Below are 22,206 nucleotides of genomic sequence, written 5' to 3' on the forward strand. Positions count from 1 at the left end.
TGATTCACACTTATTCAACAATGATATAAGGTACCCATATTAGTTTCTTATATTATTGAGGATTTTAAGGACCGTCTGGAAAAATATTTCCTGTTCTTCCTCAGTAATGCCTTCCAGGGCTTTTCCTTCGATTTTTTCTGCAATCTTAAGACATTTTGTATGTACCTCTTTTCCCCGGGGCGTCAGTTCGATTCGTTTTTCCTGTTCATCTTTTCCAGGAACTTGTTTAATCATATTATTCTGTTCCATGCTGTTGACCGAACGTGTGATGATAACACTATCAACATCCAAGTAACTGCAAATATCGGGGATTGTGGAATATCCACAGTTCTTTAAATAATTCAGGATCGTCCACTGATTATGGTAAATTTCAAGGGCTGTAATTTGTTCATTCATTTTGCTGACTAATGATCTCGATACTTGTAAATATTGATGAAATAATTGAGTAGGGTTCGTCATATGATTCTCCTTTATAATGGTCGACCAGTCCATTATATTCTTTAATTCTTAAAAGTCTATTGTAAAGAATCATTTTTTTCAGTCAATGTTTATTTTTGGAAGTGAAGCAGTATAGGGGGGAATCCGGCGATGCGAATGAATTATGGGAGAATTGGGTTGTACTGAATTTTCAAAAAAAGCGAACAAGAGGGACCATAATATGATGGCAAAAATATATTTTTTCCTTTAAAAGTTCCATGAGCAAGTATCAAAGTGCCGCCGAGAATTGGTAAAATCAATACGACACATCACTTTGAAGCTGAATGCAATCATATCCTGCAACCCAAAAACCAGCCCCTAAAGTGGCTGGTTTTTGGTTAAGCCCTCTCGCTGGTGGAGCGGTGTTTTGTTTCTTTTTTATTTCGTTCTTCTTGTCGTTCATATTTAATTTCATCAATTGGTAAATCATCAATGGGCATGACCACTTGATCACGCTCCAGCTGTTTTTCCTGATCTTTCTTGAATGCCTTGGATTTATCATTACGCTCCTCAATATACTTTTCTTTATCTTTATTATCCAATGTCAATCCCTCCGTCTCTTTATATCTCTTTTTCCCCTTATTGCGAAAATAAAACGTATAAGCGAAATATATGTGACCCCATTTCATAAATATAAGGAGAACAGGAAAGTGCAAGGAGGGTTTGTTCAGTGAATGTCACCGTCTTTTTCCGTTGGTTTTGGAGAGGTATTCTCCTTTTATGCATATTAATCGTCATTCCCTATTCATGGGCTTTGATTTTAGCGTTGCTCACCGCCATTCTTTTGGATGGATTGGTACGCATGATTGGTGGAACGGCAAAGCTGCATCGGTTTTGGGCAGTATTGATTTCATTTGCTCTATATGTAGGCGGGCTTATGAGCATCACTTATTTTTCCTTTTCGGTATTAATCAAGAAGGTCATTATCTATTCGGAAGAATTTCCTGGTTTCGTACGTGAAGTATATTTGACGGCTATATTGCCAGTCATTAGGCAATGGGAACGGTATTCCCAAACGTTGCCGCCAAATCTCATACAGTCCATAGAACAAACGATGGAAAAGGGAGTCAGGGCATTAGAGGGGTTCACAGAGGGCTTTGTTCAGGATATGGTTCAGTTCGTTACACTCATTCCCGGATTTTTCATTGATTTTTTAATTTATTTAATCGCTTTATTCTTATTTAGTCTTGAATTGCCTAAGTTAAGAAAAAAGGCGGTCCTTTATTTAAAGACATCCACCTATCAAAAGATTTCGCTAGTTTATCAAGATTTAAGTATGGCAGCCGTAGGCTTCATCAAGGCACAAATCCTTTTGAGTTTAATAACGTTCATCATGGCTTATGGAGGACTATGGTTATTAAATGTGAAGTATACGATTCCATTGGCACTGTTAATAGTAGTCGTGGACATTCTTCCTATCTTGGGGACGGGATCTGTACTGGTTCCTTGGGCAGTAATTGTTTGGGCTCAAGGAAACCATCATCTAGGTGTTGGCCTCATCATCCTATTCCTGGTCATTACCATCATAAGAAGGACCATCGAACCGAAAATCTATTCAGCAAATATGGGATTGAGCCCATTGGCATCGCTGGTCAGCCTTTATTTAGGGTTTAAAATGCTTGGTTTCATCGGGCTTTTCCTTGGACCTTCGATACTGATTGTTTATGATACGTTAAAGAGGGCAGGTGTCATCAAACCCAACTTCAAAATATGAAAGATTATTAGATGTTTTTTGCCTGATTTCTTAAATTTGACATATCTTTTACAGCTTTCCCTTGACCGTTGCAATGATTGCAGTCCCGGGAAAAGAATTGCAGATAGCGGGTTTTCCCTTTCCCTTTGCAGTGTTGGCAAATGGTTATGAGTTTCATGATTCCTCACTCCTTCAAAAAGTATCGCTTTTCTAACAGTATGAAACAATTAAGGTAGAACTATACTTCATGTAATCATTCAATGTTAAATGAAGCAGGTTTTATATAATATGTTTTTATTTCACTTCATGTACCAGTTGGAAAAAAATAACCCCCGCTCCAATTAGGAACGGGGGTTATTATCATGAAACGATTTCAGTTTGTGATATTATCGGGAATTCTTTTACTTCGCTTACGACTTTTGCTTGTTTGTATATTTCAATATAACGAATATGGTGATCTTCCATTTCCTTTATCCTAAAGTTATAGGGACCATAAGTCAGGATATCACCTTGTTTGGCCTCGTAATTCTCGGTAAGGATCCATCCGCCCATCGTATCAATATCCTCATCATTGATATCCAATCCAAGTAAATCATTCACTTCACTGACTAATACCTTGGCATCGATGATGTAGTGATCCTCTTTTAATTTGCGGACATCCGGAACTTCATCCAGGTCGAACTCATCGCGGATATCGCCCACGATTTCTTCAAGGATATCTTCAACGGTCACCAAACCTGACGTACCGCCGTATTCATCCATGAGGATAGCCATGTGGATGCGCTCCTTTTGCATTTTTAAAAGTAAATCGTGAATTGGAATACTGTCAATGACACGGATGATCGGACGAACATATCGTTGGATCGTTGATGCTGCCTGATTGTTCCTGTCTATCATTTCAGTGAATAGCTCTTTTATATTGACCATTCCGATAACATGGTCTTTATCTCCGTCAATGACAGGATATCGTGTAAAGTTCTCTTCCGCCATGACGGTGAAAAACTGTTGGATCGTATCATCTTTGGATACCGTTGCAATTTCTGTACGTGGTACCATGATTTCTTTTGCAATCCGATCATCGAATTCAAAAATTTTATTCACATATTTAAACTCTGATTGGTTAATTTCGCCACTTTTGTAGCTTTCGGAAACAATGATACGAAGCTCTTCTTCTGTATGAGCCAAATCATGTTCGGAAACTGCTTTTAATCCTAGCATTCTTGTAAGCGTCCTTGCAGAGCCATTCAGTACCCAGATGAATGGATACATGATTTTGTTAAAGGCAATTAAAGGTTTCGAAACCAATAAAGTTACTTGCTCCGCTTTTTGAATCGCCAATGTTTTCGGTGCCAATTCCCCGACAACGACATGTATGAACGTAATGAAAGAAAAGGCAATTGCAACCGAGAGTACATGTGAAGCCGACTCCGGAAGATTTAATTGATTTAAAAGTGGTCGCAAAATGTTTTCAACTGTCGGTTCCCCAAGGAATCCAAGCCCTAAAGCAGTAATGGTAATTCCGAGCTGACATGTCGAAAGGTATTCATCCAGGTTGGAGATGACTTTCTTTGCTGAAAGAGCATTCGGCTTTCCCTCTTCAATTAATTGATCGACCCTCGTGCTTCTCACTTTAACAATCGCAAACTCCGTAGCTACAAAAAATGCTGTTAAAGCAATTAAAATGGCAATAAGAACCAAGTTTATTATGTCCAAATAGTCTCCCTTAACTCGCCTTCGAGACGAATAAGGAGTACACCTCCTACATTTTTAAAATATACAAGTATATTTTTTTTGCCGTGCTGAATATTATCGGGAGTCATTCAAAATGGCTGTGGTAATTGATGTCCAGCCGTTTGAACTCCCATTTCTTTAAGTGATGAAGAGAATAATAGTATATGCCGATTGCCGATGCGTAGACGGGAAATAGAAGAATTTCTGTCTGAAGGAGTGCAGCCATTTTTCAATAGGATGCACATATCCATTACGCAAATCAGCGACCGCCTGTCAAAACGAACATTCTTTAATGCCCCATCAAATCACCTCAATCTAATTAATTTAAATACTTTCATTATAGAAAGAGTTAATCATTCAGTCAAATAGCTTCAGGCACCTTAAATCCGGTAAATTGCTTGTAAAGTATCAGTTTGAGCTAATAATTAGCTGTTTTTGACTGTTTTCTCTACTTTATTGTATAATATTATAGAATATTCAGAAAACTAATGGCGGTTTCATAAAAAATTGGTCAGTTTCATTATTTTTTCGCTGGTACATACATATTCTATAGAGTCCAAGACAAGTTTTAAATGCAGATTAAAGGGGGTGGCAGCCATGAAGATCATGGAAAGGATGGCAGCGATCATTGCCGGCAGCATGCTTGTAGGCGTGGGAATCAATTTTTTCCTGATACCTTATCATTTATTGGATGGTGGCATGATAGGGATTGGGCTGATTTTTCATTACTATATAGGACTTCCGACAGGCCTGGGTGTGATTTTGAGCAGCATTCCATTATATATATATGCTTGGTACTTTGAAAAGAAATTATTCCTGAACAGCTTGCATGGCCTGCTTTTTTCCTCTTTATGCATCGATATTTTTTCCGACGCTGTCACCGGATGGAACCTTCCCATATATGTAAGTGCGATGATCGGGGGAGGTTTGATTGGATTAGGAATCGGCTTGATGCTTCGGTATGGGACATCAACAGGCGGAACGGATATGCTGGCACAGATCCTATCCAGGAAGAGCGGATTAAATGTAGGTTTGCTGATTTTTATCATTGATGGATGCGTACTTCTTTGCGGATTGAGCGTTGTGGGGACTTCAATCTTTTTATATTCATTTTTAACGATCATCGCGGTAGCCATGCTGACTTCAGTCACCGTGATGCGAACTATTTGATGTGAATCATGTATGAAAATCTGAAAAAAGGAAAGGATGGGCAATATGAAAAGGACAGATTTTTAGTCTAATAAATAGTAAAGGAAAGTTCATATGAAAAAACTCTATATGTTTACTGCGTTGTTAGTTATGCTGGCAGGGTGTCAAGAGTCTGAAATGCCAGAGGATAAGGAAGTGAACAGTGCTGTTCCGGAATCGATGGATGCATCAATTGTCATTAAAGGGAAATTGGAGCCTGGAAAAGAAGTCATTCTTGAAACGACTGTGAAACAGGGAAGCCAATTGGTGAATGAAGCAGATGAGGTACTGTTTGAAGTGAGAAAGTCAGGGCAGGATAAACGGGAAATGCTTGAAGCAAAGAATACTGGAAGTGGCATGTATCAGGTGATGCATACTTTTGAAGAACAAGGCAAATATATTGTAGTCTCCCATGTAACGGCCAAAGGCCTTCATGCAATGCCTGAAAAAGAAGTTGTCGTTCCAGAACATGAAAGTGAAGGCGCTTCGGTTCATCCTAGTACGGATGTATCCATCGAGTTTCAAAGTAACCCTGTAAAGGCAGGAGACAGTTCGAACTTTGAAGCGACCGTTGAATTGAATGGGAAGCCACTGACAAATGCAGATGTGAATTTCGAGGTGTGGAAGGAAGGCAGCGAAGAGAGCCATTTCACCAAAGCTGAAGAAGATGGAAATGGAACATATCTAAATAAGGTATCTTTCGAAGAATCCGGAACCTATAAGGTTCAGGTGCATGTTGAAAAAGACGAAGTGCATGAACACCAACTGCAAACCATTCAAGTCAATTGATGGTTTTTTGGAGCGAATTGTTTAAACAGGTTTTATCCATTCGTTAAATGGGAAGTTAAAGGATAACGGTACAGCAGAAAGGGAGGGTAAGCATGAACAATCAAATAATCAACAAGTATAAAGATCTCGGGATTCATATTGAAAAAACGAAATCACGCCAGGAGATTTTCACTAATGTTTCGCAAAATGATTCATCCTTACTCACCACAGCTGTTTTTTCTCAATTTTCCCAAAAACGGGAGCTAAAAGAATATTGATGCAATGAGACCGGAGTACATATCAGCTGGTCTTTTTTTGTGCATTCCTAAATGGGATACAGATTGAAACTGAATATGAAAAACGAATAGAACGTTATGAGCTGAAATAGGATAGAAGGACAAACAATTTGAAATTAGCGGTAAGGGGAGTCCGATAGCATGATATCACAGCTTATTATGACGATATTGAATTGGTTTGCGGAAATGGGATATATGGGGATTTTATTGGGGCTTATGGTTGAAATCATCCCGAGTGAGCTTGTTCTAGGGTACGGTGGTTATGTGGTCGGCCTGGGGAAAATGAATTTTTGGGGAGCTGTCCTTGCAGGTGTGGCGGGCGGGACGATGGCTCAACTATTTCTCTATTGGGCAGGTTATTATGGAGGACGGCCCTTTCTCTTGAAGTATGGAAAATATATTTTAATAAAAGAAACCCATATTGTAAATGCTGAAGAGTGGTTTCAAAGGTATGGCGTAGGCGTGATTTTTACGGCTCGATTCATTCCAGTGGTTCGCCATGCCATTTCCATCCCTGCCGGAATTGCGAGGATGTCCGTATGGAAGTTTATATTTTATACGGTTGGGGCTGTCATTCCTTGGACCATATTGTTCCTGACCTTAGGAAGGGTTCTCGGCGAGAATTGGCAGCAAATCCGGGAAATAACTGAACCTTATCTAATTCCGGCTACGGGTTTTTCCTTTATCTTTATCATGTTGTATATTTTTTGGAAAAAAAAGAGCACTCCCCCAATCGTAACGGTCAAAAAAATGGGACGGTTTCCCGATAAATGAACAAATCGAAAAAACAGCCACGTAAAAACACTATTTACGTGGCTGTTTTTTAATCATTATCCTTGAGGAAGGTCTTCTTCCAGAGGAAGCTGTACGACCTTTTTTGTGACCTCAATAGAACGAATGGCGTGATCTTCCATTTCAATCACTTTAAAGCAGAATCCGTCTTTTTCCATGATGTCCCCTACCTTCACATCATAATTTTCAGTAAGGACCCATCCACCTATAGTATCGACATCATCTTCTTCTAAGTGAATGCCAAGTAGATCATTCACTTCCTTTACAAGAAGTTTAGAGTCTAAAATATAATGTCCCTCTTTAATTTTCCTGATCGAGGCAACTTCATCGATATCGAATTCATCACGAATTTCCCCAACGATTTCCTCGAGGATATCCTCGACTGTGACAAGTCCGGAAGTTCCGCCGTATTCATCCATCAAAATGGCCATATGAATGCGTTCTTTTTGCATTTTTAACAGCAAATCGTGAATTGGTATATTTTCCATCACCCGAATGATCGGACGAGCGTAATTTTCAATCGCTTTGATATGGATTTCCCGGTTCTTAATAAGATCCGAGAAAACTTCCTTTAAGTTCACTAAGCCGATGACATGGTCTTTATCACCTTCGACAACAGGATATCGAGTGTATTTTTCCAATTTGGCCACATCGACGAATTCCTGTACCGTTTCATCTTTGGATATGGTCATGATTTCTGTCCTTGGAACCATGATTTCTTTGGCAACCCGATCATCGAACTCAAAGATGTTATTTACATATTTAAATTCCGACTGGTTAATTTCTCCGCTTTTATAGCTATCTGATAGGATGAAACGTAATTCTTCTTCCGTATGGGCTATTTCGCTTTCGGATGCTGGTTTAAAGCCAAATAATCCGACAACGAATCGGGAAGAATGATTCAATGCCCAAATGAAGGGAAAGGCTATTTTATGGAAAAAAATCAGCGGGCTGGCAATTGCCAAGGCCACTTGCTCAGCCTTTTGGATGGCAACCGTCTTTGGAGCCAATTCACCTACAACCACATTCAGGAACGTAATCAGGGAAAATGAAATAACGAATGTCAGAATGCTTGTGACTTCTTGAGGGATGTTCAATGCATTGAATAAAGGCCCAACCAATTTGAGGACGGTCGGTTGTCCTAGCCACCCCAATCCAAGGGCAGTTACGGTAATTCCAAGCTGTGTCGCGGATAGGTACTCATCAAGATCGGATGTAACCTTCTTTGCCGCTATGGCTTTTTTGTTTCCCTCTTCAATCAATTGATCGATCCGAGAGCTGCGAACCCTTATGATCGAAAATTCCGAAGCTACAAAAAAGGCCGTTAAAGCAATTAAAATAATGACAAATAAAAAACTTAATATGTCCAATTAGTGTGGGACTTAATTGAATCGCCATATGTTGAGAACGATTTAATTATCCCAGTCACCTCCCAAAACCAATAATGAATGAAATGATATTAGTATATAAAATGTTAGATGAAAAATAAGTCTCGTCTATCTCGTATGAAAATTTCTCTGGTTTTAATTTTCAATCTATAGGATCATTCACCTCGATTAGTAGTGGAACCTACCTATTAGTATAAGTAACTGGACGTCAATCAGTCAAAAATTTCACACTAAAAACCTAAGGAAAAAAGGATATTTATCCATTATTTAGTTTTTAATTGTATGGAAAAGGTCGTAAGGAAATCGGTAGAGTGACAGGATAAGGTTCCTTGATGCTTTAAAACGATTTCTTTACAAACGAATAATCCCAATCCAGTTCCTCTTTTTTTTGTGGTGATGAATGGTTCAAATATATTCGGCAGGACGTCATCAGGTATCTTCGGCCCATTGTTCGATATATTTAAAGTAAGAATGCCGGGTGGTGATTCAGAGCCTGAAATGTAAATGGATGGGGATGGCATCCCTGCAACCACATCAAGAGCATTTAATATAATATTAAGTAAAACTTGACGGAATTCTTCTTTAGAACCGGAAATTACGGCATCCTCGGCAATATTACAAGTAATGGAAGCATTAACTTCCAAAATGCTTGGATATAAAAATTCGATCACCTCATTCACAAGCTGAGCAATGGAAAATAGATCAGGTGGTGATGCTGAAGTTTCTTTTTTGGAAATATTAAGAAATTGTGTGATCCGGTAATTGAGCTGATCCAATTCCTTCGAAATGATATCAAGGTATTTTATCTCAGGTTGTTCTGCCTGTAACAATTGTATGAATCCCATGATGGAAGTCAGTGGATTTCTGAATTCATGGACAAAGCTTGAGGTCATTTGGCCAAGGAGTGTCAAACGGTCTTTATGGTTTGGGCTTATGAATTGATAGCGTTCTTCAAGTTCCATCGTTTTCAATTCGGTATAATGGGATAATGCAAAATGAATGAGTTTATCGAAGTAAACGTTTACTTGCTTAATTAGATCCGATATTTCTTCTTTGGGTGATTCGGAATTCAAAACATGCTCTATGATGATGGATCTCCCGATGGTTGCAGTGGAAAAGAAATTTTCCATATCCAATTGCTTATTAACTCGATCAGACGCAATTTTTCCCCCTACGACCTTCAGTACATCGTCTATTTCAGTATCCGATTTTCCAAGCTGATCCATTAGCAGATTGAAAATATTTTCCACTTCTCCTTTAAAATACCCAAGATATCCGTCCGGTAAATGCAGCAACTCATCTTTCCATTTGGAAATGATACTGCTTTTTTGAGAAGATAAAAAGTGAATGGTCATTTCTCGATTAGATACCATTTTGCCCTCCATACTGTAGGAAAATGAATTTACTTTTGACCCAGAAATTGCTTTATTTGAATAAAATTACAAAATATCAAAATAATTACATCTTGATTTCATGATAACAGATTAATGTCCTTTTAACATGTGTCAATTGGATAATATTCGGCAATCAATCAATAAATCCCTTTTTTTGACACAGTTTTATTACAGTAATTACAGGAATTAATCACAAAAAAAGGTATCCGTAAAGTTAATGACGGTTACCTTTTTTTTTGAATGCATATGGTTCGATGTGAACGATCGCATGCTGGATATTATATTCCTTCATAAGGTTTTCTTCGATTTTAACCGTAATATCATGACCTTGAATGACGGTCAAAAGAGGGTTAACATGAACGGTAGTTTCGAGCAGGATTTCACTTCCATGCATCCGGGCTTTAATTTCACTCATGTCTTTAACACCTTCTGTCAATATAATGGTTTGTCCGATCTTTTGCAGGAGCTGCTCGTCGAAACCATCAGTTAAAGAGATGGAGGCATCACGAAAGATGTCCCAGGCCGTTTTGCATATGATGACCCCCACGACTGCAGCAGCTATCGCATCCAGCCAAGGAATTCCCATCTTAGACCCGATTATTCCAATGAAAGCACCAACACTGACAAGGGCATCGGAACGATTATCCTGTGCAACTGCATAGATGGAAGAGCTGTTGATTTTTTTACTTAATGATAAGTTATAACGGTAGATTCCGTACATGAAAATTGCAGAGAAAAAAGCGACATAACCGGTCAGCATACTGGGAACGGTTGTTGAATCTTGGTGAAAGAAGGATTCAATGGCACTGAATACTACCTGGAGGCCCACGGTGATCATGATGAAGGCAGCTACCAACGAGGCTACGGTTTCCGCCCGTAAATGACCATATGAATGATTATCATCAGGAGGTCTCTTTGATATTTTCAAACCGATCAATACGGCTAAGGAAGCGATGATATCGGTCGTATTATTTAAACCATCAGCCCAAAGCCCTTTAGAATCACCGAAATGACCAAATGACAATTTAAGAGCAGACAAGAATATGTAAGCGGCAATGCTTATGTAGGCGCCTTTTTCAGCTGAAATCGAATGTTTATCCATGTCCATTCCCTCCCCAATGTAAATTAGGCTAATTGAATCAAACCTTAGTGAGTTGATAGAAAATTGTCGTATTTAGCCATCTAACTTGGTTAATGGCCGGTGTAATGAAGGTCTGTAAAGAAGTTGGTTAAACAAAAGAATATCGCCATAAAATGGGAATGGCCAATTAAGATGATAGGTAATTTTTCTTCAATTATCATTTGTAGAAACTAATAGTATATTCTAACCGATGATCGAACATTCAATACTTCCGCAAGTGGAGCCAAATGGCTGAGAGTGACACTTTGAACCTGATAGTTAGCACTGGTGTAGGATGTGGTTTTGGGCAGCAATTAGTGCCCCGGTGTTTTTCGGCTGCTCCAAAAGTATTATTGAAAAAAACCTTTTAACAAAAAGGCCGGATTCTATAAGGATCCGGCCTTTTTCGGAGAATGCTCTACTTGAGCCATACAGGGCGTACCCGCTCAATCTTCATTTTGCAATGAATACCGAACAGGGCGCGTTTTTCGCAATGGAACTACTTGTACTTCCAAGGAAGAATTTTTCCAAACCGCTTTTAGCGCTATTGCCGACAACGATAAGATCGGCTGACGTTCTTGCTGCAAAGTCACATACGCTATCTGGCGCATGCCCTTCCAATATTTCGAATTTTCCCTCGACTTGACATTCACTTAACAATCTCAACGTATTACTTTCTGCGTTCTGAATGCTATTCTCCACGGGAGAAGGGGTGTCATTTACCTTTTGAGGTCCTGGCTGATCGACTTCAATAACGGGATGTGTCTGGACTGGATCCACATAAAATCCGGCAGCAGGTACGAACCCCGGAGCCGATGCGTCTCCCATGATACGTTGTTCAACCTTATCATTCAGGACATGTACTACTGTCAACTTGGCTTTTGGAAAGGCCTTTTTCAATATTGCTCCATATTCCACGGCCCGTTTACTCTCTTCATTTCCATCAAAAGCGACGACAATATGTTTTAAGTCTTTCATTAATATCATCTCTCCCCTTTATAAGACCTTATAAGTGCTATACCCACTTTTAAATGGCATCACGCCTTAATCGGTATATAGATTGCCTTTTAAGGGTAAAGGATAGATACGAGCATAGTTAAAATGGTAGGATGAAATCTGGTCCTTCATTAGCTGGCAGGCTCAGGCGATGAAGGGGTATCAGGCAGGGATGCCAATTCGCGAGTAAGTTCTACAAGAAAAGGATGCCTTTTATTCAACCGGCGAGTTTTCTTTAATAAAAAGGGTAAAATATTTTTAATGAAGCATGTCTCAGATGAAAAAATGGGGGTACAAATGAAAGGGTTAGTGAAATTAGGTCTAATTATAATATTGGCGATTGTGGTTTTAGGCGCAGGTTCACTATTGTATTTCAGGCAGGGTGCGGATATAAGTCATCTTGAAAATAGTCTTCAGCAACCGACAGGAATCTATGATCTGGATGGGAACCTTGCCAGTACGATCACTGCAAATAAATCCGAAGGGGTTGCGATAGATGAAATACCGGAACATATGAAACAAGCGGTGGTTTCCATTGAGGATCACCGTTTTTATGAACATCACGGCATAGATTATCAAGGGATTATGCGGGCTTTGGTTAAAAATGCGAAGGCTGGAAGTGTTGTTGAAGGCGGGAGCACTCTCACACAGCAGCTTGTGAAAATCACGATGCTGGAATCGAATCGAACATTGAAGAGGAAGATAGAAGAGTTTTTTCTAGCCCAGGAAGTTGAAAATCAATATACAAAAGATGAAATTCTGGAAATGTACTTGAATCAAGTTTATTTTGGCCATGGGGCATGGGGCATCAAAAAGGCTGCAAATATTTATTTTTCCAAAGAGGTCTCTGAATTGACCGTTGCCGAGGGAGCTTTGCTGGCGGGTGTTATTAACTTGCCATCCAAACTTGATCCATACAAGAATTTAGACGGGGCAGTCAAGAGGCGTGATTTGGTTCTTTCGAGAATGGCGGAACATGGTTATTTGACGAAAGATGAAGAAGCAGCTGCAAAAAAAGATTCGGTGACACTTCTTATGGGGGAGAAGGAAACCGATCCATTAAGAGGTAAATATCCTTATTATGTCGATCATGTTTTATCGGAAGCATCGAGTAAATATGGAATTAAGCTTGAGGAGCTGCTTTCAAAGGGCTACAAGATTTACACGACACTGGACCAATCCATGCAGCAGGCCACAGAAAACGTGTATGCGAATGATGCCAATTTTCCAGTGGGAACAAGTGCAGATGAACTGGTTCAAAGCGGATCTGTCCTCCTTGATCCTGAAACGGGGGGCATAAAGGCGCTTGTCGGTGGGAGAGGTAAGCATCAATTCATGGGATATAACCGGGCAACCCAGCTGACAAGATCTCCTGGTTCATCGATTAAACCGCTTGTCGTATACTTGCCGGCGGTTGAAGAGGGATACGATATCACTGACCCTTTAAAGGATGAAAAAATGAGCTTCGGTGAATACGAGCCAACAAACCTTAGTGGTGTATATAAAGGAGAAGTGCCCATGTATGAAGCGGTGATGAATTCCTTGAATGTACCAACGGTTTGGCTATTAAATGAGATTGGCATCGATAAGGGGCTTGATTCACTTGATCGGTTTGGGATTCCATATGAAAAGGATGATCGAAACCTATCGATAGCTTTGGGGGGGATGAAAAAAGGTGTGTCCCCGCTGCAGATGGCGGGAGCCTTTTCAGCTTTCGCCAACGATGGGGAAAGGATGGAAACCCATGCCATTGTAAGAATAGAAAATGCCGATGGGAAAGAGGTGGCAGCCTGGAAAGAGAAAAGCACCAAAGTGACCTCTGAAGGCGCCGTCGACAAAATGAATGCCATGCTGCTAGGAACAGTGGAATATGGCACAGGGAAAAACGCGGCTGTTTCCGGTTATGAAATAGCAGGTAAAACAGGTTCCACACAAGTTCCCATCGAAGGAATATCAGGGGTTAAAGATCAATGGTTCATCGGTTATTCACCTTCGCTGGTCGGTGCTGTATGGGCTGGATATGATAAGACGGACGAAAAGCATTACCTAACGACACACAGCAGTCAGGGAAGTGCACTCATCTTTCAAAAAATAATGTCGCAAGCTTTACAGAATCAAGCCGCTCAATCCTTTAAAGCTCAAGATATCGGTCCGCTTATAGCTGAACAACAGGCACTAATAGCTGAGCAAAAGGCACAAGTAGCTGAGCAAAAGGCAAAAGAAGAAGATGAACAAAGGAGACAATATTGGATTGATAAAGGAAATGAAATTCGGGAAGGTTTGAATAAATGGAGGGACTGGGAGTTGCCGTGGTGATTCTCAGGAAAGGGGGCATGAACAAGCATTTCCTTAATTCAATCAACAAAAAAAGACTGTCAATAATTGACAGTCTTTCATCGTTCTTAAAAAATGAGATTTGCTATTATGCCGATTACGACGATTGCGCCGATCACCATTAAAATGGTTCTCATTTCTATACACCCTCTTCATGACGTAGTTGGAATCATTATTAAATATTAACGGTTTGGTTCGATTGGAAACCAAATGCACGTTCATCGTTTTCTTTACAAATATCCTGTACTTTTTCTAGCATGGCATGTACATTCTCGCCTTCAAGTATGACTTTCATGGTTGCACACTCTTGAAGAATGAGCACAAAGGATACGAAAGTCGAAAGTTTCTTGGCATCGACCAATTTATGGTTGCAGATAAAATATATATTCCCTTTAAATTCTTTTGTAACTTGATATAGGTTCATGATTTGTCGCATGGATAATCTTTTATTTGTTTTAATATCAGAAGAAATCACTTTATTCATGTCGTTTACTCCTTTTGTTTTTATACTTTTTGAAAAGCATAATCAAGATGTCAATTCAGCTACAACTTTTTAAAATGAACAAGTATGTTTGGTCTTTTTTATGTAATTGTTAGCGGGTCATGTTGTATATTTACCCGAGTGAAAGATTTTGAAACCTATTTGAAAATTTCAATTTTGGGAGGGGAAACGAACAATGCTCACACTTATTAAAAATGGGGAGCTTTATGGTCCGGAATATATGGGCCAAAAAGATATCCTCTTGGTTGGAAAGCAAATTGGCTTCATTGAGGACAAGATTGATGTACCTGCCAATTTCGTTGAAATGAAAGTAATTGATGCGAGTGGTCAAATTGTGGTTCCGGGTTTTATAGATGCTCACGTACATATTATCGGCGGAGGTGGGGAAGGGGGCTTTAAAACGAGGACACCAGAAATCCAATTAACAGATGCGACTTTAGCGGGTATAACGACATTGGTAGGGGTCATCGGAACAGATGGAACGACAAGGACCATGCCAGCACTGCTTGCTAAAGCGAGAGCACTTGAAGAAGAAGGAATTAGCTGCTTCGTTCAAACTGGTTCCTATCAAGTTCCAGTCAAGACGTTAACCGGTAAGATTGAAGATGATTTGATTCTTGTTGATAAAATTATCGGTGTTGGCGAAATAGCCATTGCCGATCATCGTTCTTCACAGCCGACTGCAGCTGAACTTGCTAAACTGGCCTCTCAGGCACGTAATGGAGGTCTGTTGTCCGGGAAAAGCGGTATCGTCAACATTCATGTAGGCGACAGTCTGGATCATTTGCATGTAATTGAAGAAGTTGTCGAGACAACGGAAATACCGATCACTCAATTCTACCCTACACATATAAACCGAAATCCGCATTTATTCTATGCAGGTGTGGAATATGCAAAAAAAGGGGGGTATATCGATTTTACGACAAGTACGATCCAGAAGTTCCTTGAAGAAGGCGAGGTCAAAGCAAGTACAGCAATAAAAATGGCACTGGAAGAAGGCGTTGATATCGGGCAGATCACCATAACTTCAGATGGACAAGCCAGCCTGCCTGACTTCGATGGGGGCGGTAACCTGCGCGGTTTGAACATTGGTACATGCATGTCCTTATATGATTGTGTTGTCGATGCGATCCTCGAGGATGGAGTGACAATTGCCGATGCCATACGAGTTGTGACGGAAAATCCGGCAAACATTTTAAAACTTTTTACAAAGGGGCAGCTTGCGGTAGGTAAGGACGCCGATATCATCATGATGAAGAAAAAAACTTTAGAAATGAATAGTGTTATCGCGATGGGGCAGGTCATGGTCAAAGATGGTCAAGCAGTCGTGAAAGGAACATTTGAAAGATAGATCTTTCAAATATTCGTTGGTAAGGTATTCCGCAATGGATGGATTGCGGTTATGGCAGGAGCGATTTCCGGTGCGTGCCCCCATTTTAGTTTGTCTACAAAAGGGAATTGATTGATGTAATCCCAAACCCTTAATTAATAAGTAAACTTGGATTTGAATGAAACCCTCAATGGATGGAAGAAATTTGCGACACTCCTGCCGAATAACTGGCTACCCGAGACCCCACAGGCGCTTGCGTCGAGGAGGCTTGGCAGACAGTCGGCGGAAAGGGAGCGGATTTCCGAAATCAACTGTAACATTTTTAAAGAAAAAAACGGCAGGCAAACTCGCTCTTTATGTTTTTTTGTTATATAACCCTCAATGGATGGAAGAAATTTGCGACACTCCTGCCGAATAACTGGCTAGCCGAGACCCCACAGACGCTTGCGTCGAGGAGGCTTGGCAGACAGTCGGCGGAAAGGGAGCGGATTTCCGAAATCAACTGTAACATTTTTAAAGAAAAAAACGGCAGGCAAACTCGCTCTTTATGTTTTTTTGTTATATGAAACCCTCAATGGATGGAAGAAATTTGCGACACTCCTGCCGAATAACTGGCTAGCCGAGGCCCCACAGACGCTTGCGTCGAGGACTTGGCAGACAATCTGCGGAAAGGGAGCGGATTTCCGAAATCAATGTAACATTTTTAAGAAAAAAACGGCAGGCAAACTCGCTCTTTATGTTTTTTTGTTATATGAAACCCTCAATGGATGGAAGAAATTTGCGACACTCCTGCCGAATAACTGGCTAGCCGAGACCCCACAGACGCTTGCGTCGAGGAGGCTTGGCAGACAGTCGGCGGAAAGGGAGCGGATTTCTGAAATCAACTGTAACATTTTTAAAGAAAAAACGGCAGGCAACTAGTCTAAGACCCATTTATTATATAATGGGTCTTTTTTGTGCGGGATATTTTTTGGATAGGTCTTGAATCGATCGAGTATATCAACAATTTGTAAGTAAGCAATTTGAAATTTCCCCATTAATGGTTCTTATTTTCAAAATGAAGGTAAGTTATCAGAAAACATATTCTAAATAAAGGTAAACTGTGAAAAATTCATTCTATTTAACATATTATTAAAAAGATGGATGTATTATCCTTTTATATAAGGAAATGTAGTTTATGAAACAGCATTTAATCACAGACATAAAGACCAATAAATATATTTTGGGCTGTTATTTCATGACTGTTCAAAACCTTGGTAAGTTTGCGAAACAAATCTATCTTAAGGGGAGAAATGAAATGGAAAAGACGGGAAACCCAATAATGAAAGCGTATTCAAATGAGGTTGAGCCGGAAATATTTCGTGTATTGACTCCTGATGGGGAAATCATTGAAACGATTGATGGAAAAATCGATAAATCACTTATGTTAAAGATGTATGAGGGTATGCTCCTGCTCAGAACATTTGACCGAAAATCAATTAATCTCCAGCGCCAAGGCAGGATTGGAACTTATGCACCATTTGAAGGACAGGAGGCATCCCAGGTAGGAAGCGCTTTAGCGTTGTCGGCGGGGGATTGGATGTTTCCCACATACCGTGATCATGGAGCGGCAATCATTCATGGGCAGGAATTATACCGTGTTTTCCTATACTGGATGGCGCATTTTGATGGCTCGATTTGTCCAGAAGGAAAAAGGATATTGCCTCCAAGTGTTCCAATTGCCACTCAAATGGTTCATGCCGTTGGAACGGCTTGGGCAAGTAAGATTAGAGGAGAAAAGAATGTTAGCATTGCTTATTTTGGTGATGGAGCAACTTCTGAAGGGGACTTTCATGAGGCACTGAATTTTGCTGGCGTTTATAAAACCCCAACAATCTTTTTCTGCCAAAATAATGGCTACGCGATCAGTGTCCCTTTTGAAAAGCAATCTGCATCCAAAACAATATCCCAGCGGGCTGCAGCTTATGACATCCATGGGGTGCGTGTGGATGGAAATGATATTTTTGCAGTATGGCTGACTGTAAAGCAGGCTGTCGAAAGAGCGCTTAAAGGGGAAGGACCTACATTAATCGAAGCCATTACCTTTCGTTATGGCGCCCATACTACTGCAGACAATCCGAACATATATCGCGATCAGGACGAAGTTTCAACGTTCTGGAGGGAAAACCGGGATCCCATTACACGTCTTAGAAAGTATTTGATTAAAGAGGGTCACTGGAATGAAGAGCAGGAGGAATTGGCGTTAAAACAATTCAACGAATTGATTGATGCTCACCTTCAAAAAGCCGAAGGGTATCCAAAATCCGACCCGCTCGAAATGTTTAACCATGTATATGCCGAGGAGTCATGGCATTTAAAGGAACAGAAGCAGGAATTGAACCAAATCTTAAGGAAAGGCGGGAAGAAATAATGGGCAAAAATTTAACGATGCTCCAGGCCATTACGGAAGCGATGGACCAAATGCTGGGTCATGATGATCGCGTGATGATCATGGGTGAGGATATTGGAGTGAATGGCGGGGTTTTTCGATCGACGGAAGGACTTTATGAGAAGTATGGAAAAGATCGAGTCGTTGATACGCCATTAGCTGAATCGGGAATCATCGGCTCTGCCATTGGTTTAGCCCTTAACGGAATGCTGCCCATAGTAGAGATACAGTTTCTCGCCTTTATTTATCCGGGATTCGAACAACTCGTTTCCCATGCTGCCCGTATGAGGTATCGCACCCGTGGGCAATTTGGGGTTCCCCTTTTAATCCGTACTCCATATGGTGCAGGAATCAGGGGCCCCGAACTGCATTCCGAAAGTGTCGAAACCTTTTTTGCCCATACCCCGGGTTTAAAGGTGGTTGCACCAAGTAATCCATATGATGCAAAAGGGCTGCTCATTTCAGCCCTTGAAGATCCAGATCCGGTGATTTTTTTGGAACCGACTAAATTGTATCGGGCTTTCAAGGAAGAAGTTCCCGACGAGATGTACAGGATACCAATCGGTCAAGCAAAAGTGGTCCAGGAGGGAAGTGACCTGACCATATATGCATGGGGGGCCATGTTAAGGGAGGCATTGAATGCCGCGAAGAAGATTGAAGCAGAAAAAGGCTGGAAGTGTGAAGTGGTCGATCTGCGAACATTATACCCTTTAGATAGGGATACGATCGTGCAATCCATCAAAAAGACAGGTCGTGCATTGATCGTCCATGAAGCCCATAAGACTGCCGGATTAGGTGCGGAGATTATCTCCATCATTAATGATGAAGCTCTTATTTACCTGAAAGCGCCGATTAAGCGTGTAACAGGATTTGATGTACCGGTTCCGCCGTTTACAATAGAAGATCATTATTTACCGACTGTTGACCGTGTAAAACAAGGAATTGTCGAAACGTTATCATTTTAATTGTGATAAAGGGAGAAGGAGGATGACGCATGATGGAATTTAAACTTCCTGATGTAGGGGAAGGGATGCATGAAGGGGAAATTATCCAATGGCTCATCAAAGAAGGGGAGGCGGTAAAACAGGACCAACCCATTGTTGAGGTGCAAACGGATAAAGTCAATGCGGAATTGACGGCTCCTGCAGCGGGAGTGGTGAAGAAAATATTTTTTTCCGAAGGGGATATCGTGGAAGTGGGAACCACTATATTCACAATTCAGGAAGAGAACGATGTGTCAGTTCCGGATAAAAAGATGATTGACGAAGAAATCCAAGGCGTTCAATCTGTTGATGTAAAAGTAAATGCAGAGCATATTACGACTAAACAGCATGTAGTGCGTGCGTTGGCAACACCATTCGTTCGTCAATTGGCGAGGGAAATGAAGGTTGATATCGAGAAGGTTAAAGGCTCCGGTCCGGCTGGGCGAATTACCGAAAGTGACCTGAAGCAGTTTAAAGAAAATAACTCGATTACACTAAATGCCAAACATCATGACAACAAGATGGCTCAAGAGATGGCCCTGATGAAGGGTGCCATCCAGGCAAAAGGAATGGGAAATGAGTGGGAAGAGAGGATTCCGCTTAAAGGCATTCGAAAAAAAATCGCTGAACATATGGTAAAGTCGGTTTCGACCATTCCTCATGTAACCCATGTAGATGAATTGGAAATGGACCAATTGAAGGAATTTAAAAATCAGTTAAAGGAGTACTCCGATGATAAGGATATTAAGTTGACTTTTTTGCCATTTTTCGTTAAAGCCATTGTCATCGCCTTAAAGGAGTTCAAAACATTAAACGCTTCAATTGATGAAAAGACCAATGAAATCATCCTGAAGAATTATTATCATATTGGGATTGCGACCAATACAGAAGAGGGTCTCATAGTTCCAGTCATAAAACATGCCGATCAAAAGACCATTTTCCAACTGGCTGATGAAATCAGGCAATTGGCAGCCCAAGCCCGAGAAGGGAAGTTGAGCATAGATCAAATCACAGGCAGTACATTTACCATCAGCAATGTAGGACCGATCGGAGGGATGCACGCGACCCCGATCATTAACTATCCGGAAGCGGCCATACTAGCTTTGCATAAAATGGAACATCGCATGGTCGTTCGCGATTTGGAAGGTGTTATCCGTTTAATGATGAATATGTCTCTTTCATTCGATCATCGTTTGATTGATGGGGTAACAGCGGTGCATTTTACCAATAGAATCAAGGAATTGCTGGAAAATCCAATTCGTTTAGTTGTGGAGATGAGATAAATGGTAGTAGGGGAAGTTGCTGTAGAGACGGATGTCATCATCATTGGAGGAGGTCCGGGAGGATATGCTGCGGCTATCCGTCTCGGCCAGTTAGGAAAATCGGTCGTGCTGGTTGAAAAGGATAAGCTGGGCGGGGTTTGCCTTAATCGGGGCTGTATACCTTCAAAGGCATTAATTCACACAGCTGATCAATACCAAAGGCTTAACGATTTAGGGAAAATGGGAATCCGGCTATCCCAGGAAAGAACCACTATGGACTTGGGAGTCTGGCAGGATTGGAAAGCGGGCATCACATCTCAGTTGAGGCAAGGAATTGCCCATTTGTGTAAGGAGAATGGAGTGACGGTGGTTAAAGGTCAAGCAGCCTTTTTATCCGATGACCGTATTGGAGTTGAAACCGATGGCGATTTTGAAACCTACAAGTTTGAACAGGCAATTATTGCCACGGGGTCCAGACCTTTCATTCCATCCTTCATTAAAGTGGATGGGGAATATATATTGGATTCAACATCATCTTTGCAGCTGCAGGAAGTTCCATCAAGCTTGTCGATCATTGGCGGTGGATATATCGGAATCGAATTGGGAATGGCATTTGCAAAGCTAGGTACTAAAGTGACCATCATTGAAATGGCCAATCGCATACTCCCCCAAATTGCTGAAAACCTGGTAAAGGAAGTCACCCGGAATGCCAAGAAGCTTGGGGTGAATATCAAAACATCCACGAGGGTAGAAAAGGCGAGTGTAGTGGATGGTCATGTACACCTTCATGTATCCTCGGAAGAACAGGGGGCGGAAGTGGTCGTGAGTGAAAAGACCCTGGTTACAATTGGCAGGATACCTAACACTGAAGAAATTGGCCTGAATCGGGCTGGAGTTACAGTTGGTGAAAAAGGCCATATAGCAGTGGATATGGAATGTCGTACAAATGTGCCGCACATCTTTGCCATCGGTGATACTACACCTGGTCCAGCTCTTGCCCATCGAGCGTCCAAACAGGGAATAGTGGCAGCTGAAGTGATAGGGGGGCTGCCAAGTGCAGTTGACTCACCTAATGTTCCCTATGTAATCTTCTCGGACCCACAAATTGCTGGTGTTGGTTTAAGCCGTGAAGAAGCTGAACAACAGGGCTACAGCGTCAAAGTCGGCAAATTTCCGTTCAGTGCCAATGGAAGGGCGCTTGCAACGAATGAAACGGAAGGATTTGCTGAAGTGATCGTGGATGCCGATAACCACATATTGCTCGGAATGCATATGGTAGGTGCTGATGCTTCCAACCTTATAGGTGAAGGGGTGCTTGCCCTTGAGCTGGCGGCTAGGGTCGAAGATATAGCCCTGATCATGCATCCACATCCAACTTTGACTGAGGGGTGGATGGAAGCGGCTGAGGCAGTTTTGGGACATGCAATCCACATCGTAAATAAGTAGGAAAAGGTAAAGTCATGGGGATTGCCAATGTAGTCCCCGATTAAAGTGTTTTATTTGATGGAGTCAAAAACCTGGTAA

At 41.1% G+C, this 22,206-nt stretch carries 20 protein-coding genes; 12 read left to right on the forward strand and 8 right to left on the reverse strand.

The genetic code is table 11. The features are described from left to right. Positions 1-39: 39 nt before the first annotated feature. Together QNH43_RS05345 and QNH43_RS05350 are read right to left on the reverse strand one after the other, a co-directional pair. On the reverse strand, positions 40-459 hold the full coding sequence (locus QNH43_RS05345) for a MarR family winged helix-turn-helix transcriptional regulator (RefSeq protein WP_076367409.1): 420 nt from the start codon (positions 457-459) through the stop codon (positions 40-42). 356 nt (positions 460-815) lie between these two features. Continuing rightward, positions 816-1,019, reverse strand: a complete 204-nt coding sequence (locus tag QNH43_RS05350) for a YczO family protein (protein WP_081395583.1) — start codon at positions 1,017-1,019, stop codon at positions 816-818. Positions 1,020-1,147: 128 nt separating this feature from the next. Between QNH43_RS05350 and ytvI the strand changes: the two genes are divergently transcribed. Beyond that, entirely contained in the window at positions 1,148-2,191 is a 1,044-nt protein-coding gene (ytvI, locus tag QNH43_RS05355) for a sporulation integral membrane protein YtvI (RefSeq protein WP_283917071.1), read from the forward strand. Between the two features lie 339 nt (positions 2,192-2,530). Here ytvI and QNH43_RS05360 read toward each other — a convergent pair whose 3' ends face one another. Beyond that, a complete protein-coding gene (locus QNH43_RS05360; protein WP_283917072.1) occupies positions 2,531-3,883 on the reverse strand; it encodes a hemolysin family protein in 1,353 nt (450 codons plus the stop codon). 615 nt (positions 3,884-4,498) lie between these two features. Between QNH43_RS05360 and QNH43_RS05365 the strand changes: the two genes are divergently transcribed. The 4 genes from QNH43_RS05365 to QNH43_RS05380 all read left to right on the forward strand — a co-directional run bounded on the left by QNH43_RS05365 (position 4,499) and on the right by QNH43_RS05380 (position 6,927). After that, entirely contained in the window at positions 4,499-5,071 is a 573-nt protein-coding gene (locus QNH43_RS05365) for a YitT family protein (protein ID WP_311316538.1), read from the forward strand. Between the two features lie 93 nt (positions 5,072-5,164). Continuing rightward, the gene (locus tag QNH43_RS05370; RefSeq protein ID WP_283917073.1) at positions 5,165-5,878 is read left to right on the forward strand and encodes a FixH family protein; all 714 of its coding nucleotides are present in this window, start codon (positions 5,165-5,167) and stop codon (positions 5,876-5,878) included. Between the two features lie 92 nt (positions 5,879-5,970). Further along, complete coding sequence (locus tag QNH43_RS05375) at positions 5,971-6,135, forward strand: hypothetical protein (protein ID WP_230302241.1); 165 nt, start codon at positions 5,971-5,973, stop codon at positions 6,133-6,135. A gap of 162 nt (positions 6,136-6,297) precedes the next feature. Then, positions 6,298-6,927, forward strand: coding sequence for an undecaprenyl phosphate transporter UptA (locus QNH43_RS05380; RefSeq protein ID WP_283918290.1), 630 nt, complete (start codon positions 6,298-6,300; stop codon positions 6,925-6,927). A gap of 56 nt (positions 6,928-6,983) precedes the next feature. Here the strand turns inward: QNH43_RS05380 and QNH43_RS05385 are convergent, their stop codons facing one another. From QNH43_RS05385 to QNH43_RS05400, 4 genes are all read right to left on the reverse strand, one after another. Continuing rightward, positions 6,984-8,315, reverse strand: a complete 1,332-nt coding sequence (locus QNH43_RS05385) for a hemolysin family protein (RefSeq protein WP_076367401.1) — start codon at positions 8,313-8,315, stop codon at positions 6,984-6,986. 281 nt (positions 8,316-8,596) lie between these two features. Next, complete coding sequence (locus QNH43_RS05390; RefSeq protein ID WP_076367399.1) at positions 8,597-9,706, reverse strand: histidine kinase N-terminal domain-containing protein; 1,110 nt, start codon at positions 9,704-9,706, stop codon at positions 8,597-8,599. A 235-nt stretch (positions 9,707-9,941) separates the two neighbouring features. Next, positions 9,942-10,829 (reverse strand): cation diffusion facilitator family transporter, encoded by an 888-nt coding sequence (locus QNH43_RS05395; protein ID WP_283917074.1) that lies wholly within the window; start codon positions 10,827-10,829, stop codon positions 9,942-9,944. Positions 10,830-11,300: 471 nt separating this feature from the next. Next, positions 11,301-11,825 (reverse strand): universal stress protein, encoded by a 525-nt coding sequence (locus QNH43_RS05400; RefSeq protein ID WP_283917075.1) that lies wholly within the window; start codon positions 11,823-11,825, stop codon positions 11,301-11,303. Between the two features lie 315 nt (positions 11,826-12,140). On the opposite strand from QNH43_RS05400, the gene QNH43_RS05405 reads away from it, so the two are divergent. Further along, positions 12,141-14,159 carry a transglycosylase domain-containing protein gene (locus tag QNH43_RS05405; RefSeq protein WP_283917076.1) on the forward strand — a complete coding sequence of 673 codons (2,019 nt, stop codon included), beginning with the start codon at positions 12,141-12,143 and terminating at the stop codon, positions 14,157-14,159. Between the two features lie 193 nt (positions 14,160-14,352). Here QNH43_RS05405 and QNH43_RS05410 read toward each other — a convergent pair whose 3' ends face one another. Beyond that, entirely contained in the window at positions 14,353-14,661 is a 309-nt protein-coding gene (locus QNH43_RS05410) for a hypothetical protein (protein ID WP_283917077.1), read from the reverse strand. Between the two features lie 193 nt (positions 14,662-14,854). Here QNH43_RS05410 and iadA point away from each other — a divergent pair, with 193 nt between their 5' ends. The 6 genes from iadA to lpdA all read left to right on the forward strand — a co-directional run bounded on the left by iadA (position 14,855) and on the right by lpdA (position 22,128). Next, positions 14,855-16,030: a beta-aspartyl-peptidase gene (gene iadA, locus QNH43_RS05415; protein WP_283917078.1), complete on the forward strand. Its 1,176-nt coding sequence runs from the start codon at positions 14,855-14,857 to the stop codon at positions 16,028-16,030. A 438-nt stretch (positions 16,031-16,468) separates the two neighbouring features. Further along, positions 16,469-16,930, forward strand: coding sequence for a hypothetical protein (locus QNH43_RS05420; RefSeq protein WP_283917079.1), 462 nt, complete (start codon positions 16,469-16,471; stop codon positions 16,928-16,930). A gap of 400 nt (positions 16,931-17,330) precedes the next feature. Continuing rightward, positions 17,331-18,419: a pyruvate dehydrogenase (acetyl-transferring) E1 component subunit alpha gene (gene pdhA, locus QNH43_RS05425; RefSeq protein WP_283918291.1), complete on the forward strand. Its 1,089-nt coding sequence runs from the start codon at positions 17,331-17,333 to the stop codon at positions 18,417-18,419. Then, positions 18,419-19,402: an alpha-ketoacid dehydrogenase subunit beta gene (locus QNH43_RS05430; RefSeq protein ID WP_076367980.1), complete on the forward strand. Its 984-nt coding sequence runs from the start codon at positions 18,419-18,421 to the stop codon at positions 19,400-19,402. The genes pdhA and QNH43_RS05430 overlap by 1 nt, the downstream gene beginning before the upstream one ends. A gap of 29 nt (positions 19,403-19,431) precedes the next feature. Continuing rightward, a complete protein-coding gene (locus QNH43_RS05435; RefSeq protein ID WP_283917080.1) occupies positions 19,432-20,703 on the forward strand; it encodes a dihydrolipoamide acetyltransferase family protein in 1,272 nt (423 codons plus the stop codon). Then, the gene (gene lpdA, locus QNH43_RS05440; RefSeq protein ID WP_283917081.1) at positions 20,704-22,128 is read left to right on the forward strand and encodes a dihydrolipoyl dehydrogenase; all 1,425 of its coding nucleotides are present in this window, start codon (positions 20,704-20,706) and stop codon (positions 22,126-22,128) included. Positions 22,129-22,206: the final 78 nt, after the last annotated feature.

Origin of the sequence: Peribacillus simplex (assembly GCF_030123325.1) — a bacterium.
GTDB classification, from domain to species: Bacteria; Bacillota; Bacilli; order Bacillales; family DSM-1321; genus Peribacillus; species Peribacillus simplex_D.